General features: G+C 59.4%; 16 protein-coding genes and 1 pseudogene. 8 read left to right on the top strand and 9 right to left on the bottom strand.

The window, feature by feature from the left end:
• Window positions 1-17 precede the first annotated feature (17 nt).
• Window positions 18-1,136 (top strand): quinohemoprotein amine dehydrogenase subunit beta, encoded by a 1,119-nt coding sequence (peaD, locus tag AC1DVH_RS11475; RefSeq protein ID WP_477753898.1) that lies wholly within the window; start codon window positions 18-20, stop codon window positions 1,134-1,136.
• A gap of 140 nt (window positions 1,137-1,276) precedes the next feature.
• Here peaD and AC1DVH_RS11470 read toward each other — a convergent pair whose 3' ends face one another.
• Window positions 1,277-1,681 (bottom strand): lysozyme inhibitor LprI family protein, encoded by a 405-nt coding sequence (locus tag AC1DVH_RS11470; RefSeq protein ID WP_477753897.1) that lies wholly within the window; start codon window positions 1,679-1,681, stop codon window positions 1,277-1,279.
• A gap of 62 nt (window positions 1,682-1,743) precedes the next feature.
• Entirely contained in the window at window positions 1,744-2,142 is a 399-nt protein-coding gene (locus AC1DVH_RS11465; RefSeq protein WP_477753896.1) for a GFA family protein, read from the bottom strand.
• A 197-nt stretch (window positions 2,143-2,339) separates the two neighbouring features.
• On the opposite strand from AC1DVH_RS11465, the gene AC1DVH_RS11460 reads away from it, so the two are divergent.
• On the top strand, window positions 2,340-2,846 hold the full coding sequence (locus tag AC1DVH_RS11460) for an SRPBCC family protein (RefSeq protein ID WP_477753895.1): 507 nt from the start codon (window positions 2,340-2,342) through the stop codon (window positions 2,844-2,846).
• Window positions 2,847-3,113: 267 nt separating this feature from the next.
• Here the strand turns inward: AC1DVH_RS11460 and inhA are convergent, their stop codons facing one another.
• Entirely contained in the window at window positions 3,114-3,800 is a 687-nt protein-coding gene (gene inhA, locus AC1DVH_RS11455; RefSeq protein WP_477753894.1) for an isonitrile hydratase, read from the bottom strand.
• A gap of 88 nt (window positions 3,801-3,888) precedes the next feature.
• Here inhA and AC1DVH_RS11450 point away from each other — a divergent pair, with 88 nt between their 5' ends.
• Window positions 3,889-4,872 (top strand): GlxA family transcriptional regulator, encoded by a 984-nt coding sequence (locus AC1DVH_RS11450; protein ID WP_477753893.1) that lies wholly within the window; start codon window positions 3,889-3,891, stop codon window positions 4,870-4,872.
• Here AC1DVH_RS11450 and AC1DVH_RS11445 read toward each other — a convergent pair.
• From AC1DVH_RS11445 to AC1DVH_RS11430, 4 genes are all read right to left on the bottom strand, one after another.
• The gene (locus tag AC1DVH_RS11445) at window positions 4,841-5,743 is read right to left on the bottom strand and encodes an alpha/beta fold hydrolase (RefSeq protein WP_477753892.1); all 903 of its coding nucleotides are present in this window, start codon (window positions 5,741-5,743) and stop codon (window positions 4,841-4,843) included. The genes AC1DVH_RS11450 and AC1DVH_RS11445 overlap by 32 nt on opposite strands.
• A 24-nt stretch (window positions 5,744-5,767) precedes the next feature.
• Window positions 5,768-6,400 (bottom strand): BRCT domain-containing protein, encoded by a 633-nt coding sequence (locus AC1DVH_RS11440; RefSeq protein ID WP_477753891.1) that lies wholly within the window; start codon window positions 6,398-6,400, stop codon window positions 5,768-5,770.
• A 2-nt stretch (window positions 6,401-6,402) separates the two neighbouring features.
• Window positions 6,403-6,801, bottom strand: coding sequence for a hypothetical protein (locus AC1DVH_RS11435; RefSeq protein ID WP_477753890.1), 399 nt, complete (start codon window positions 6,799-6,801; stop codon window positions 6,403-6,405).
• Window positions 6,802-6,978: 177 nt separating this feature from the next.
• Window positions 6,979-8,802: a glycoside hydrolase family 15 protein gene (locus AC1DVH_RS11430; protein WP_477753889.1), complete on the bottom strand. Its 1,824-nt coding sequence runs from the start codon at window positions 8,800-8,802 to the stop codon at window positions 6,979-6,981.
• Between the two features lie 159 nt (window positions 8,803-8,961).
• Between AC1DVH_RS11430 and AC1DVH_RS11425 the strand changes: the two genes are divergently transcribed.
• The 4 genes from AC1DVH_RS11425 (at window position 8,962) to AC1DVH_RS11410 (ending at window position 11,429) form a co-directional block, all read left to right on the top strand.
• A complete protein-coding gene (locus AC1DVH_RS11425; RefSeq protein ID WP_477753888.1) occupies window positions 8,962-9,489 on the top strand; it encodes an MFS transporter in 528 nt (175 codons plus the stop codon).
• Window positions 9,490-9,764: 275 nt separating this feature from the next.
• Window positions 9,765-10,301: a glyoxalase superfamily protein gene (locus tag AC1DVH_RS11420; RefSeq protein ID WP_477753887.1), complete on the top strand. Its 537-nt coding sequence runs from the start codon at window positions 9,765-9,767 to the stop codon at window positions 10,299-10,301.
• A 114-nt stretch (window positions 10,302-10,415) separates the two neighbouring features.
• Complete coding sequence (locus tag AC1DVH_RS11415) at window positions 10,416-10,877, top strand: GyrI-like domain-containing protein (protein WP_477753886.1); 462 nt, start codon at window positions 10,416-10,418, stop codon at window positions 10,875-10,877.
• A gap of 45 nt (window positions 10,878-10,922) precedes the next feature.
• Window positions 10,923-11,429, top strand: coding sequence for a PaaI family thioesterase (locus AC1DVH_RS11410; RefSeq protein ID WP_477753885.1), 507 nt, complete (start codon window positions 10,923-10,925; stop codon window positions 11,427-11,429).
• Window positions 11,430-11,660: 231 nt separating this feature from the next.
• Here the strand turns inward: AC1DVH_RS11410 and AC1DVH_RS11405 are convergent, their stop codons facing one another.
• Together AC1DVH_RS11405 and AC1DVH_RS11400 are read right to left on the bottom strand one after the other, a co-directional pair.
• Complete coding sequence (locus tag AC1DVH_RS11405) at window positions 11,661-14,078, bottom strand: TonB-dependent siderophore receptor (protein WP_477753884.1); 2,418 nt, start codon at window positions 14,076-14,078, stop codon at window positions 11,661-11,663.
• Window positions 14,079-14,204: 126 nt separating this feature from the next.
• A pseudogene (locus AC1DVH_RS11400) lies at window positions 14,205-14,438 on the bottom strand (cyclic peptide transporter); the annotation flags it as partial.
• A gap of 220 nt (window positions 14,439-14,658) precedes the next feature.
• On the opposite strand from AC1DVH_RS11400, the gene AC1DVH_RS11395 reads away from it, so the two are divergent.
• The coding region (locus AC1DVH_RS11395) for a sigma-70 family RNA polymerase sigma factor (protein ID WP_477753883.1) at window positions 14,659-15,130 on the top strand (472 nt) is incomplete at its 3' end.

The following is a 15,130-nucleotide window of genomic DNA, read 5'->3' as shown; positions in this document are numbered from 1 at the left end:
AGAAGAAGGATTCCAGCATGCGTAATATCAAAGCCTGCGGCCTGGCCGCGTTTGCGGTCCTGAGCAGCTGTTCGGTCAGTGTCCTGGCCGATGAAAACACCGCGTTGCAAGACGGTCACGAATACATGTTGACCACCAACTACCCGAACAACCTGCACGTGATCGACCTGGCCACTGACACCCTGTTCAAGACCTGCAAGATGCCCGACGCCTTCGGCCCCGGCACCGTGCARCTGTCGCCGGACCGCAAGAYCGCCTACGTGCTKAACAACCACTATGCGGATGTCTACGGCGTYGARCTSGRCAGYTGCAAACAGGTGTTCCACGCCAGCATCACCCAGMAGCCGGGGGAGAAAGCGCGCTCGATGTTTGCTTTCACCCTCAGCCATGATGGCAAGGAGCTGTACACGGTCGCCAACCCGACGTTGATGATGAACGACCGTTACGAAGTACAGCAGCCACGACTCGACGTGTATGCCACCAACGCTGGCATGGACGCCAAACCGGTGCGCAGTTTCCCGGCGCCGCGCCAGCTGACCATCATGCAGAGCGGTGACGACGGCACGCTGTACGTGGCCGGGGCGGACGTCTACAAGGTCAATGTGCAAACCGGCAAGTTCGATGTGCTGATCCCCAGCCGCCACTGGAAACGCCCGAACTACAGCGCACCGGACGTGCTCTACGTGTGGAACCAGCAGACCTACCGGCATGACTTCTCGCTGCTCTACACCGCGGCGAAGTTCAAGGACAAGAAACAGGACCCGGCCACCGCCGAATACCTGTACGGCCTGTTCAGTGTCGACCTGAAGACCGGCAAGACCGAAACCACCGACTTCGGTCCTCTGACGGAAATCTACTTCAGCGGCATGCGCTCGCCCAAGGACCCGAACCTGATGTTTGGCGTGCTCAACCGTCTGGCCAAGTACGACATCAAGCAGAAGAAAATGCTCCAGTCCGCCACGCTCGATCACTCCTACTACTGCATTTCCTTCAACAAGGACGGCAGCAAGATCTACCTGGCGGGGACCTTCAACGATGTGGCGATCTTTGATGCCGACAGCCTGAAACAGACGGGCAGCGTCAAGTTGCCGGGCGGGGATATGGCGATTACCACGGCGCAGATTTTTGTGCGGTAGTTGCGGCGCCTGACCTGACGCTATCGCGAGCAAGCTCGCTCCCACAGTGGATTTTCAGTGTGACCACTATTGTGTGAACACCCCCGAACCCTGTGGGAGCGAGCTTGCTCGCGATGAGGCCCTCAAAAACACTGCAACACTCAAACCCCCGGCACCGGACAACTCAAATCCCCCTCCTGACACTTCAAGTACTGCTTGAACGTCTGAACCCGTGCCTTGGTCAGCTCCGTCACGCAATTGCTGTAGATCAGCGGATACACACTCCCGCCTTCCACCCCGGACGCAGAGAACCTGCACTCGGCATCGCGAAACGCAATCCACGACCGCTGCGCACCCACCAGTAACTTCTTGCTGTCCGGGTTGCTCTTGAGTCGCGAAGTGATTTGCTGGTAAAGCGCATTCAACTCCTTGTCCGCCGCCGCATGCTGCTGCGATGCGCACTGGTTCATCGTGACCTGGTCGGTGGCGTTGTCGCAGTTCACGGCAGCATGGGCCAGGGAGGTGAACAACAAAGGCGTCAGCGCCATTAGTAAGCGTGGGTTCATGCTCGAGTGCTCGCTGTGACCGAATGAGAGATGCAGTGTAGCGCCGAGGGGCATTCAGCCCGCTACGCTTGCCATTGCGCGTGTTTTTCCACCGAATCGTATTCCAGCCATGGCACGTCATGGGCCGTCCAGATATGCGCCTGGGGCGTCATCTGCGGATCGGTATCCAGTGTCGCCACCCGAACGATCACGTGCGGCTGGGTCGGCCGTTCGGCTATCAGGTGTGAACCGCAGGCCGAACAGAAATACCGAAACTTGCCCGGCGACGATTCATGGCGGCTCAGGCGATCCTGGCCTTTGGTCCAGCGAAAATGCTCGCGCATGACCCCGGCGGTCGATGCAAAAGCGGCTGCGTGTGCCTTGCGGCAGGTTTGGCAATGGCAATGGCTGATGGGCATGTCGAGGCTGTCGAGTTGGTATTCGATGGCCTTGCACAGGCAACTACCGCGCAGTTTATTCATGGCTGACTCCTTTCAGGGGAAGATTTCGATGGGGAACGTTAGCAGTTTCGATTCTCTGACTATTCTCCTGCCCCAGAACTTATTGTCGTAAATGCAACCGAATATCTCAGGTATGGTTGATTGCACATCCCGATTGGTACAACTTCAAGGTTGGTCGTGTGGTTTTTGACCTACTGTTCAAGTACAGGAGGTGACTTATGAACCCAGCATCTGATCGCATCGAAAGGAAAATCCTGCTCAAGGCCAAGCGTTCACAGGTCTGGCGCGTGCTGGCCAATGCCGAAATGTTCGGACAGTGGTTTGGCGTGGCGCTGGAGGGAAAGCGTTTTGTGGCAGGCGAGTGGACCCAGGGGCAGGTTACCTACCCCGGTTATGAGCATTTGCGCTGGAACGTACTGGTGGAGCGAGTCGAGCCGGAACGGCTGTTTTCGTTTCGCTGGCACCCTTATGCCGTGAAACCGGAAGTCGATTACTCCCAGGAGCCCACCACACTGGTGAAATTCGAGCTCGAAGACATGGACAACGGCACATTGCTCAAAGTCTCCGAGTCCGGTTTCGATCACATTCCCCAGGCCCGTCGCGAAAGGGCTTTCCGCATGGACAGTCGTGGCTGGGAAGAGCAAATGAACAATATCGAGCAGTTTTTGATCGATAATGCCAAGTCCCACGAGCAACAGAGTGGCGGAAGTCGGCTCGAAACCTGAGGCGTTTAAGGGTTTTGGAAGGTGGTTTATAGCGAATGTCTTACACACGATGGTAGCGATGTCGTCTGTTATAAATTGGATCCGATGCGTAATCTCGCTTCACCCACTGAAGCACAGGATGTGCTCAGGATCACGGATGATCGACCATCTGCAAGGAACGCTACGACAAGGAGTCGTCATGGTCTTGGAAAAACCCGCTTCGGCGGGTTTTTTTGTGAGCGCAGGAATAGTCATGGCGGCAGGAACCGTGTTTCTCCCGCCATTTTTTCACTGTCGGTCGAGTTTCGCCGCCGCGCGCTCGGTGATCTGCGCCCGCAGCTTCAATGAGCCGGCAGCCCGCTGGCGAGCCTCCTCCAGCACACTGGCCGGGGCCGTCTCGGGGCTGCCCGCGCTAAACGGTGGGGCCGGGGCGTATTCCAGTTGCAGCTGCACCAGCTCGGCGGTGGACTGGTCGAACAGCTCGGCGGCCAGGGTCAGGGCGAAGTCGATACCGGCGGTGATGCCGCCACCGGTCAACAGATTGCCGTCGCGAACCACCCGGTCTTTCACCGCGATTGCGCCCAGCGGCTTGAGCAGTTCGTGATACGCCCAGTGAGTGGTGGCGCGTTTGCCTTTGAGCAGTCCCGCCGCGCCCAGCACCAGCGCGCCGGTGCACACCGAGGTGATGTAGCGGGCGTTGGTGGCCTGTGCCTTGAGAAAGTCCAGGGTCTGGTCATCTTCCATCAACGGCCCGACGCCACTACCACCGGGCACGCAGATCACGTCCAGTGCCGGGCAATCATCGAAGGTGGTGGTCGGTTTCAACAGCAGGCCGGTGCTGGCGGTGACCGGCATCAGGTCTTTCCAGATCAGATGCACTTTCACATCCGGCAGCGAGGCCAGCACGTCATAAGGGCCGGTCAGGTCCAGCTGCTGAACCTGTGGAAACAACAGAAAACCGATCTGCAACGTCATGGTGTTTTTCTCGTGAAGTGGGTGGACGGTTTGACTGTAGGCTCGTAGGCTTTGGCGYATACGCCAATATCCCCACGAATTACGCCAAATGTCGAAAACCATCCATGTACTCGCTTTCGCCAACGTGCAATTGCTCGACGTCACCGGGCCGCTACAGGTATTCGCTTCGGCCAACGACATTGCCCGTCAGCAAGGCCTGCCACGACCCTACGCGCCGACGGTGATTGCCAGCGGCGGCGGGGCGGTGATGTCGTCGGCGGGGTTGGCGCTGTTGGCCGAACCTTTGCCGGATGGGGGCAGCGATACTCTGATCATCGCCGGTGGCTGGGGTGTTTACGCAGCGGCGCAAGATGCGCCGCTGGTCGCCTGGGTGCGCGAACATGCCCGTGGCTGCCGGCGGGTTTCCTCGGTGTGCACCGGCGCGYTCCTGCTGGCGGCCAGCGGCTGGCTCGACGGCCGGCGTGTGGTCACCCACTGGACCCGTTGCGAGCAACTGGCGCAGCAGCACCCGCGCTTGCAGGTCGAGCCCAATCCGATCTTCATCAACGACGGTCCGGTCTGGACCTCGGCCGGAGTGACTGCCGGTATCGACCTGGCGTTGGCCATGGTCGAAGAAGACCTCGGGCGCGTCATGGCCCTCGAAGTCGCCCGGCAACTGGTGGTGTTTCTCAAGCGTCCGGGTGGCCAGTCGCAATTCAGCGTAACCCTGTCCCTGCAACAGAAAGGCAACCGTTTCGACGAACTTCACGCCTGGATCAGCGAAAATCTGACCCAGGACCTTGGCATCCCGACCCTGGCCTTGCAGGCCGGCATGAGCGAGCGCAGCTTCGTGCGCCACTACCGCGCCGACACCGGCCAGACCCCGGCCCGGGCCATCGAACTGATCCGCGTCGAAACCGCACGGCGTTTGCTCAGCGATACTGGCGTGCCGATCAAACGGGTGGCGGTGCAATGCGGCTTCGGCAGCGAAGAAACCCTGCGCCGCAGTTTCCTGCGGGCCATGGGCGTGACGCCGCAGGCTTATCGGGAGCGGTTTTCGGTCAGTGCTGGAGCAGATCCAATAGCGCCTTGAGTGTTGCTTCTGACGCTTCTTCGGGAATGTTGTGGCCAACGCCTGCCAGCACTCGACGCTCATAGGAGCCGGTGAAATGCCTGATATCTTCGTCGATTTCTTCCGCGGGACCGACGCCATCATCGGCACCGCACAAGGAAATCGTCGGTACGCTGATACTCGGCTGTTTGCTCAGGGCCTGCTCCATCCATTCCAACGTCGGATCGCCAAGGGCATACATGAAACGGTGGCGGTAGGAGTGAATCACAACGTCGACGAAATCCGGGTTATCGAAGGCCGGGGCGCTCAACGGATAGCGTGCAGCGTTGTCGGCCCAGGTGGGTGACCACAGTTTCCAGAGCAATTCGCAAAAAGCGTGGCGATTTTCGGTCAGGCCCGCGACGCCACGAGGTGTGTGGAAATAGTACTGATACCAATAGCGATGCTCGGCCTCAGGAGCCAGAGGCAGTGTCGAATGGGGGATGTCCTGAAGGTTATAGCCATCGCCCGTAACCAGGCAGCGCACCCGTTCCGGCCACAGTGCCGCCACAATGCACGCCGCCCGACCGCCCCAATCGTAGCCACAGAGGGACGCCTGTTTAATGGAAAGGGCATCCATCAGGTCAAGCAAATCCTGGGCAAGGGCGGCTTGCTGGCCAGAGCGCAGCGTATCGGCTCTGATGAAGCGCGTCGGGCCGTATCCCCGCAGATACGGGACGATCACGCGGTAACGCTTGGCGGCGAGAGCAGGGGCGATTTCGTCGTAGGCGCGCGGTGAATAGGGAAAGCCATGAAGCAGGATGACCGGGTCGCCGGTAGCGGGGCCGTGTTCTTCGTAGGCAATGTCGAGTTGTGACGTGCGGACGGTCTTTAGTGGCTGCTCAATCATCATCCCCCCTTGGTGCCGATAGTTGTGTTACCCGAACAGCACCCTTTGCCAGTGTTCTTCACTGATGATCGCGATAGGAACACCGCTCTCTCTCAGTTCAACGGCTTTTTTGATCTTGGTGCCATAAGTGCTATGAAGCCATTGATCGTTTCCGATGCTGCCAACCACCAGATAGTTGATTTTTTTGCTGACCGAGCCACCAATCAGGCCGCCGCGTTCGACTATCAGCGACTCGCATTCTTTGCGCGGACCGTAAGCCATAACTCCGGTGAACAGGAAAACCCGATCAATCCAGTTCAGTGCGGGTGCAGGGTTATCGAGTGGAAGACAGCAAGGAGTTGTGAAGATCTGGTCAGAGCCAATCGGCAGACCTGCAAACTGGTGCAGCATGTCCAGTAGCTCAGCCGATTCTTCGGAGTCCAGCACGCCATCACTCAGCATGTTGGAGAGGCGTTTATAGAGGATGTTCACGACTGGATCACCCAGATGACACAAATGAACTTCGATCCAGCTCTTGAGAAACTCGGCTTCCTGCTGGTTGATCTTGCCATCGGCAGCGAGTCCAGCCGCAATGCCTACCAGCGCGTCGGCTGAACGTTTATCAATGCGTGCTTCGTGGAAGAATCCACTGTTTTGAAATTCCTGATGCAAATCGACCATTGTCACTGCTCCTGGGATTCAACTTCCGCTATTTGATTGAAATACTTCGCCCGATCCGGCGTAAACGTCACCACCATGCCGGTCCGAGTACATGTCAGTGCTCGTTCCTGTGCCAGATCCACGTCCAGGTCTTCCCCACGCAACCCTTGCCACTGTGCGAGGTATTTGAGGGAGCCATATTTTTCGAGTTTCTTCAGGCTGCGGCTCACGCCACCTTTCCAGCCTAGTACCGGCAACTCGCCGGCGAGGCACTGTCGGGCGAGGTCAGGGAAGCGGGCGGCGCGCTGGCGGCCGACTTCCCAGCATTTGATCAAGCCCTTGTCACCGGCCTCCCAGAGTTCTTCGCGGTTCAAACCGGTTCGGAGCGGGGAATCGATACTGCGCTGGATGCGTTGGGTCATTCTGGTTCCTTGAATTCGGGGAGGCTGGACAGCTCCGCTGTACCCGTTGAGCAAGGATGTTAGGTGGGGATGTAGTGGCTGGCAAAGGGTAATTTCGGGGGTGTTTGCTGACGGCAGGTGTTTAAAAAGTGTAGGGCTAAGTTTGCGAAACCTGTGGATGGTGTTGGAAGCTTGTACTCACGGCTGCCAGACGTTTTTCTCCCCACTCAACCTCCGGTCCAGAAAACACGCCGCACTGATCAACGCCAGGTGCGTCAGCGCTTGCGGTGTGTTGCCCATGTGCCGCCCATGGCTGTCGAGCTCTTCGGCATACAACCCCAGCGGGTTGGCGTACCTGAGCAACTGTTCGAACTCCAGGTGAGCCTTGTCCAGCTGGCCGGCGCGGGCCATGCATTCGACGTACCAGAACGAGCACGCGGCGAAGGCGCCTTCGCTGCCGGGCAGGCCGTCGATCTGGCTGTCGTCGTTGCGGTAGCGGTAGACCATGCCGTCGCGCACCAGGCTCTTTTCGATGGCTTGCAGGGTCGCCAGCCAGCGCGGGTCGCGGGCGCTGACGAAACGCACCAGCGGCATCAGCAGCATCGAACCGTCCAGGCCGGTGCCGCCGATGTGCTGGACGAAATGCCCGCGCTCTTCATTCCAGAAGTTCTCCCAGATGTCGGCGTAGATCGCCTGACGGGTCTGGTCCCAACGTGCGAACGGTGCCGGCAGCGAACGTTTTGAGGCGAGGCGGATGGCGCGGTCCAGGGCGACCCAGCACATCAGCCGTGAATGCAGGAAATGGTATTGCCCGCCGCGCATTTCCCAGATGCCGACATCCTTTTGCTCCCAGGTTGCGCAGACCTGATCCACCACTTCCACCGTGTGTTTCCAGCCTTCATGGGAAATGGCTTCGCCGTATTTGTTAACCAGGTAGATCGCGTCCATCAGCTCGCCAAAAATGTCGAGCTGGACCTGTTCGTAGGCCTGATTGCCGATGCGCACCGGTTGTGCGCCAGCATGGCCGGACAGGTGCGGCAGCTCGACCTCCGGTAATTCCTGGCGACCGTCGATGGCGTACAGGATGTTGAGTTTCATCGGTTTGCCATGGCAGTCGCTGACCCGCCCGCGCAACCAGCGCATGTAGGCGTTGGCCTCTTCGACGAAGCCCAGGCGCATGAATGCATAAACGGTGAATGAGGCGTCGCGGATCCAGGTGAAGCGATAGTCCCAGTTGCGTTTGCCACCGGGGCTTTCCGGCAGGCCGAACGTCGCGGCGGCGAGAATCGCGCCGTGTTTGCGCGAGGTCAGCAGCTTCATTGCCAGGGCCGAGCGGTTGACCATTTCGCGCCAGCGGCCGCGGTAGTTGGACTGGCCGATCCAGTCGCGCCAGAACTTCAGGGTGCGCTCCAGGCACAGTTCGGCAGCGCCTTCCTTGAAGCGAGCATCGTTGACGGCGCCGAGCAGGAACTGGCCTGTCTGGTCTTGCTCGAGGGTGAATTCGGCGACCGCCACATTGGCGTCGATGCGTAAGGCCTGATCCGAAGATAGCCGCAGCGACGGTTGACTGGCGGCCTCGAAGATCACGTCCCGCTTGTCCACGCGTGCGTGGGTCGTGGCACGGGCGTAGTCATGGCGCACAGCGCAACGCATGTGGAAAGTGGCGCTGCCGCTGACCACGCGGATCCGCCGCATCAGCAGCGGCAGGTCATCTTCGGTGTCGCCGACAGGCAGCAGGTCGGTAACTTCGACCACGGCGCGATCACTGAGCCAGCGGCTCAGCAGCACATTGGTGTCGGGCAGGTAAATCTGTTCGCGGCGAGCATCGGGCAAGTCCGGCGACAACTGGAAAATCCCCGCCTCGGGGGTGTCCAGCAGTGAGCAGAAGATCGACGGACTGTCGAATTCCGGCCAGCAGAAAAAATCCACACTGCCTTTGTCGTTGACCAGCGCCGCACTGCGCATGTCGCCGATGATGCCGTGGGCGTCGATGGGGCTTTGGCGTTCAGGGGGATCAGCCATTGTCGTGAAACTCCGGGAATCTGGGTCCTAAGTAGCTGACTGGTTTGGGTGGCCGAGAGTTCATTTGACGAAGAGGCCTTCACATTCAACCAACAAATTGCTGCTTCCCCCTCGATTCGCCGTTATGGCAACGTGCATGCCCTGACTGAGGCCGGACCCATGGCAAACCCCTATCGCGAGTTGTTCAAAGCCCCCGGCAGTGGCGCATTCGTGCTGGCCGGAATGATCGCGCGCATGCCGATTTCCATGACCGGCATCGGCCTGATCACCATGCTCTCGCAGTTGCAGGGTGGCTACGGAATGGCCGGTGCGGTGGCGGCGACGTTCGCCCTGGCCACGGCCTTTTGTGCGCCGCAGGTCTCGCGCCTGGTGGATCGATATGGCCAGGGGCGGATTCTGCCGGTGGCGGCGTTGCTGGGCGGTGGGGCACTGTTGTTGCTGTTGTTGTGCACGCGGTTGCAAGCGCCGCACTGGACGCTGTTTGTCTTCGCCGCGCTGGCATCAAGGGGCCAGAACGTAGGCAAAGCGTTGGTGCAGCAACTGCTGGAATTGGCGTCTGAGTATTTCCGCGTTGTGCGACTGACCACGGACACACCCGAGGGCGCAGTCTTTTACCTTAGCTGCGGGTTCCGGCCGATACAGGATGATTTTGCGACGCATATGAAGTCATTGGTGGATGTGACATAGCCAATGCGAACTCACTGATGGACCGTCGGGGCATTTGTGGTTCAGCAACTTTCACGCCTGAAGGAATAGTCCTCAGGCCTCGGACAGGGTTCTGCCGAGCCGTCTTCCGCATCCCGTATCGCCTATGTATTATCGGCATCGGCCCGATGCTGCCCGCCGCTCGCTCCCGCTGGGAAAGGTGAAAGCATCTCCTTCTTGTACGAACCCTGTCGCCTCTCTTGACGGTCGAGATTTGGCAATGCGAGCACCAAGGCATCTCGGCTACAGGAGCAGTCATGTTTTCAATCGAGCAAGCCAGGCAAATGGCCAAACAGTTGCGCGCCTCGCTGGAGGAACGCAATCAAGTGGTGACCCATTCCACCGCGCTGGAACTGGTCGCGCAGCAACTGGGCTACAAGGACTGGAACACCGCGTCAGCGATGCTTGCCCCGGCAAACATGCCGTCCACGCCTGCTGCGACTTTCGACAAACCCATTCCAATCCTGCGGATGTTCGACGAAGGCAAGGCGCGCGAGTTTTATCTGGATTTCCTGGGGTTCAGCGTCGAGTTCGAGCACCGCTTCGAGGCTGATCTGCCGCTGTACCTGGGCATCAGTCGCGACGGGCTGCAACTGCATCTTTCCGAACATCATGGCGATGCCAGTCCTGGCTCGACGGTATTTGTGCCGATGAAAAATATTGAACTGCTGCGGGACGAATTGCTCGGCAAGCGCTACGGATACGGGCGTCCGGATATTGTTCAGCAGGGCTGGGGTAAAGAGCTGCAAGTCTACGACCCGTTCGGCAATCGGATTCGCTTCTGCCAATACTGATTCGACGGTGCGGACCGGGGTGACCCGGTCCGCTTCAAGGCACAACGATTCGACCTCGCTCGCACCGATTCAGGCTGTGCTTTAATCTGAAACCTTCAATCAGGAGATCTCGGAATGGAACCCAACATCGCCCACGTTTCTCGCTTCCTCGTATCAGGTCTGACCGTACGTACGAAGAACCAGGATGAATTCCGGAAGGAGAGTGCGAAGATCCCCGGGCTGTGGGGGCAGTTCTTTGCCAGCAGCGTTGCCGAGCAGATCCCGGACCGTTTACCCAATGCACCTGTTGTTGGTGTGTACTCAACTTATGAATCTGACGCCAACGGTTTGTACAACGTGACGGCAGGTGTGCCCGTGACCGCGACGAGCGCGGACTTCGACAGCATCGAGATTCAGGAAGGCAAGTATCTGGTCTTCGAAGCCCGTGGCCCAATGCCCGCTGCGGTCATTCAGGCCTGGGGGGATATCTGGAACTACTTTGAACAGCATCAACAGGTGCAACGTCGTTACGCCACGGACTTTGAATCCTATGGCGGCCCTGACGAAGTCCGGATTCATATTGGCGTTGTGGCATAAACGCTGAACGAAACAGGTGGGTTAAATCTTGAGGATCAACACGGCATGACCACGCAGGACACTTCGCTTCAAGACATCGCCGCGCCTGAAGGCGTTTGTTATGGCTGTGGCAGCCAGAACCCGCACGGGTTGCACATCAAGAGCTTCTGGCATGAAGACGGGGTGCATGTCATGGCCGAGCATTTGCCGGATGACAAGTACTGCGGCTGGCCGGACCTGGTTTACGGCGGTTTGATTGCGATGCTGGTCGATTGCCACTCCAACTGGGCTGCGATGGCTTATCACTATCGGGCAGAGCAGCGCGAAGCGGGCAGCTTGCCCCACATTACCTGCGTCACCGGTCACCTGGGCATCAAGTTCATCAAGCCCACCCCGATGGGTGTCCCCCTGACACTGCGTGCCAAAGTCGAGGGCGATGTCGGGCGCAAAAGTCGGGTCATTTGCGAGGTTTTCGCCGGGGATGTCCTGACCGCTGTCGGGGATTCCACCTTTGTCCGCGTCGATACCGGGCAACTCAGGGCCGAAGCGCACGAGCGTCAGGTCGAATCCTGAACCCGGCGCAACGAACGCGCATCACCGTTGCCATTCGTCAGCGAGTGAGCACCTTTCCAGATACAAAGGCTGCCCCCCTGTAGGAGCGAGCTTGCTCGCGATGGTCGTTAACGATAACGCGTGTTTACTGGCTAAACGCAGCGCTCTTGAATCCATCGTCGGATCGCCGCCCGGAGCAAGCTCGCTCCTACAACGGCCCGGTTTTTTTGTTGCAGATGAGGCTTTCAGCCATCAGTACTGCGCGCGCAGGCTCAGGGTCACGGTACGCGGGTCGCCGTAGAAGTTGGTGCCCCAGGAGGCATYGACGCGGTCGTAGTACTTGCGGTCGAACAGGTTGTTGGCGGTCAGTGTCGACGACAGGTGTTCGTTGAACTTGTAGCCGACCTGCGCCGTGGCGATGGCAAAGCCGCCTTGCTGGAACTTCACGTCACGCTGGTAGTAGGTGTCGCTGACCACACGCACGCCACCGCCGACGCTGAAGTCCTTGAGCGCACCGTCGGTGAACTCGTACTTGTTCCACAGGTTGAAGTTGTGCCTGGGCGTAATGGTGCTGAAGGTCTTGCCTTTGTTGGCCTGATCGCCGTCCAGGAACTTGGTGGAGGTGTAGGCGTAACCGGTGACGATGCTCCAGTTCTCGCTCAGGTTGCCGCTCAGCTCGGTTTCCCAGCCCTCGCTACGTGCCTTGCCTTCGGTCATGTAGGCACCGGAGGTGTTGTCGTATTCGGCGCGGTTTTCATCGTAGATGCGAAAGGCGGCGATGCTGGCGTTCAGGCGACCGTCGTAGAATTCGCGCTTGACGCCGATCTCGTACTGCTTGCCTTCGCGCGGGCCGACCGGCTTGCCATCCGTGCCGATTTCGCTCTGCGGTTTGAACACGCCGGTGTAGCTGAAGTAGGTCGACAGCTGCGGGGTGATCTTGCCGATGATGGCGCCGTACGGTACGACCTTGCGGTTGATGCTGGTGTGGGCTTCGCCGAAGTTGTCGAAGAAGGCGTTGGCGTTTTTCGCATCGCTTTCGTACCAGGTGACGCGGCTGCCGCCGATGACATCGAGCCAGTCGGTGACGTTGAACTTGGCACGGGTGTAGACGCCGTACTGATCGGACTTGGACCAGTTGCCGTTGACGTGCGCATAGTCGTTGTGGGGAATGTCGATGCTGCCCGGGTCGAACACGTTGATCGGGAAGTACTCGCCGCCGCCGTAGGTGAAGTCCTTGTCCAGGTGCTGGTACTCGGCGCCCAGAGTGAACTCGTGCCGGCGATTGGCGAACTCGAACGGCGTGGTGACGAAACTGTCGACGCCGATGGTCTTGATGTGGGTGTAGTAGTCATAGGCCACGACTGAGCTGTCACCGGTGGTGGGGTCGACCGCGCCGTCGGCCCAGGTGAAGTTACGCTGCGGGGTTTCGGCGTCGCGGTAGGTCAGGGTGGTCTTGAACTGACCGCCGTTGTCCAGTTCGTGGTCGAGTTCGGCGAAGGTTTCCCAGACCTTTTCGTCGAGGGTGTTCCACTTGGCATCGACGAAGGTCGAGCGCGGTACGTCGAGCAATCTGCCGTCGGCGTAGGCCGGCAGACCGAAGGCCGGGGTGGAGTGGTTCTGTTGGTAAGCGCCGCCGACCGACAGGGTGGTGGTCGGGTCGAGGTCGAATTCCAGGCGACCGTAGACCATCGGGCGTTCGTTCTGCGCGTAGTTGACGAAGGACTTGTTGTTCTCGTAGGCGGTGATGAAGAGACCGCGCACGGTGCCCTGGTCGTTCAACGGGCCGGTGACGTCCACCGAAGAACGGTAGCGATCGTAGGAGCCTGCGGCCAGTTCGCCACCGAGGGCGAATTGGCTCAGGGCGCGCTTGCGCACAACGTTGATCGTACCGCCGGGTTCACCCGCGCCCTGGTACAGGCCCGAAGGACCGCGCAGCACTTCGATGCGGTCGTACATCGCCAGGTCGAAACTGGTGGCCATGTCGCCCTGGCCGGTGGGTTGCGAGACGCCGTCGACCTGCACCTGATCGACGAGGAAGCCACGCATGTAGATGTCATTGAGGCTGGAGCCGGAGTTGTAGGTCTTGATGGTCACGCCGGTGACCTGACGCAGGGCGTCCTGCAGGCTGTTCAGGTTCTGGTCGTCCATGCGTTGGCGCGTGACGACGGACACCGACTGCGGGATGTCCTTGACCTTGATGTTGCCTTTGCCGATGGTCACTTCATCGCTGGTATAGGAGTGCGTGCCTTCAGTGGTCGGCCCCAGCGCCACGCCGGTGATGGACGTCGCACCCAGTTGCAACGTACTGGAGTCACCGGCCGCCGGCACCAGCGACACGGTGTTGCCATTCAACTGAAAATTGATGCCGCTCCCCAGCAGCAAGGTTTTCAGTGCCTGTTCCGCTTCCATGCTGCCGGACACCGTCGTGGACTTGATGCCGTTGACCATGTCCTGGCTGTAGAGAATCTGCAGGTTGGTCTGCTGGCCCAGTTGGCGCAATGCGCTGGCCAGCGACTGAGCCGGCACATTGACGTTCACCGGGGCTGCCTCGACCTGGGAAGTGCCCAGCAGCAACAGGGTCAGCAGCGCGCCCGGCACGACCGTTCGGAATTTCTTTTGCCGTTCGATGGCTAATGCCAGCGGTGCGCGGGACAGAGTAAGGCTTTGCATTGCTCGAATCGCTCCAGAATGGTGTGTGCAGTTTTTTAGATAATGATAATTATTATTAGACGGACCACTTTGGCTAAACCGGAGAACAAACTTCAAAAAACAATGGTCTGCGTGCGGCAACGACCGTCAGGCGGTCGCGCGCTCGGTGACGACCCGGCCCGATTCCATGCGCACCAGTTGATCGGCCATGTCGAAATAGCGGTCGTCGTGGGAGATGACGATGATGGTTTTGCCCAGGCGTTTGAGGTCCGGCAGCAGCTCGGTGTAGAAGATGTGGCGGAAGGTCGGGTCCTGGTCGGCGGCCCATTCGTCGAACACCAACACCGGGCGTTCTTCCAGCCAGGCATTGACCAGCGCCAGGCATTCAACACTGATCTCGACTGACCCACCGCCTTCGCGAGCAAGCTCGCTCCTACAGGGTTCGAGACAATTTACCGGGCAAGTCGAAGCAGTACTTTAAATCTATATGAGAATTACTATAAATTACGCGACTCAAATTGCCACTATCTTGCCGCTGYGTGATTCAGCGGTCGCCGGAACGGCTCAAGGACAGAAACCGCACCCCAGGCGGACGGGAGTCATGTTGGAAAACTACTATCGCGAGCTGGTGTGTTTCCTGAACGCCAGGCTGGGCAACCGCCAGGTGGCCGAAGATGTGGTGCATGACGCTTACCTGCGCGTGCTGGAACGCACCAGCGAAGCGCCGATCGAGCAGCCCCGGGCATTTCTTTATCGCACTGCATTGAATCTGGTCATCGATGACCATCGACGCAACGCCTTGCGTCGCGCTGAGCCGCTGGACGTACTCGACAGCGAAGAACGCTACTTCACGCCTTCGCCGCACAAGGTCCTCGATCACGGCCAGCGCCTGGACATGCTCCAGCGGGCCTTGGCGGAGCTGCCACGGTTGTGCCGCGAGAGCTTCCTGTTGCGCAAGATCGAGGGCCTGTCCCATCCGCAAATCGCCGAGCAACTGGGTATTTCCCGTGCGCTGGTCGAAAAGCACATCGTCAATGCCATGAAGCATTGCCGTGTGCGGATGCGCCAGTGGG

This window comes from Pseudomonas sp. P4_C3 (assembly GCF_056402075.1).
Note: the sequence above shows the minus strand (reverse complement) of the source record. Positions and strands in the feature narration are given on the sequence as shown.

Bases quoted from the DNA above. Each gene is read 5' to 3' on its own strand.
- AC1DVH_RS11430 (WP_477753889.1), bottom strand. From the start codon at position 8,802: ATGGCTGATCCCCCTGAACGCCAAAGCCCCATCGACGCCCACGGCATC.
- AC1DVH_RS11425 (WP_477753888.1), top strand. From the start codon at position 8,962: ATGGCAAACCCCTATCGCGAGTTGTTCAAAGCCCCCGGCAGTGGCGCA.
- AC1DVH_RS11445 (WP_477753892.1), bottom strand. From the start codon at position 5,743: ATGATGATTGAGCAGCCACTAAAGACCGTCCGCACGTCACAACTCGAC.
- AC1DVH_RS11440 (WP_477753891.1), bottom strand. From the start codon at position 6,400: ATGGTCGATTTGCATCAGGAATTTCAAAACAGTGGATTCTTCCACGAA.
- AC1DVH_RS11410 (WP_477753885.1), top strand. From the start codon at position 10,923: ATGACCACGCAGGACACTTCGCTTCAAGACATCGCCGCGCCTGAAGGC.
- inhA (WP_477753894.1), bottom strand. From the start codon at position 3,800: ATGACGTTGCAGATCGGTTTTCTGTTGTTTCCACAGGTTCAGCAGCTG.
- AC1DVH_RS11415 (WP_477753886.1), top strand. From the start codon at position 10,416: ATGGAACCCAACATCGCCCACGTTTCTCGCTTCCTCGTATCAGGTCTG.
- AC1DVH_RS11435 (WP_477753890.1), bottom strand. From the start codon at position 6,801: ATGACCCAACGCATCCAGCGCAGTATCGATTCCCCGCTCCGAACCGGT.
- AC1DVH_RS11460 (WP_477753895.1), top strand. From the start codon at position 2,340: ATGAACCCAGCATCTGATCGCATCGAAAGGAAAATCCTGCTCAAGGCC.
- AC1DVH_RS11470 (WP_477753897.1), bottom strand. From the start codon at position 1,681: ATGAACCCACGCTTACTAATGGCGCTGACGCCTTTGTTGTTCACCTCC.
- AC1DVH_RS11420 (WP_477753887.1), top strand. From the start codon at position 9,765: ATGTTTTCAATCGAGCAAGCCAGGCAAATGGCCAAACAGTTGCGCGCC.
- AC1DVH_RS11465 (WP_477753896.1), bottom strand. From the start codon at position 2,142: ATGAATAAACTGCGCGGTAGTTGCCTGTGCAAGGCCATCGAATACCAA.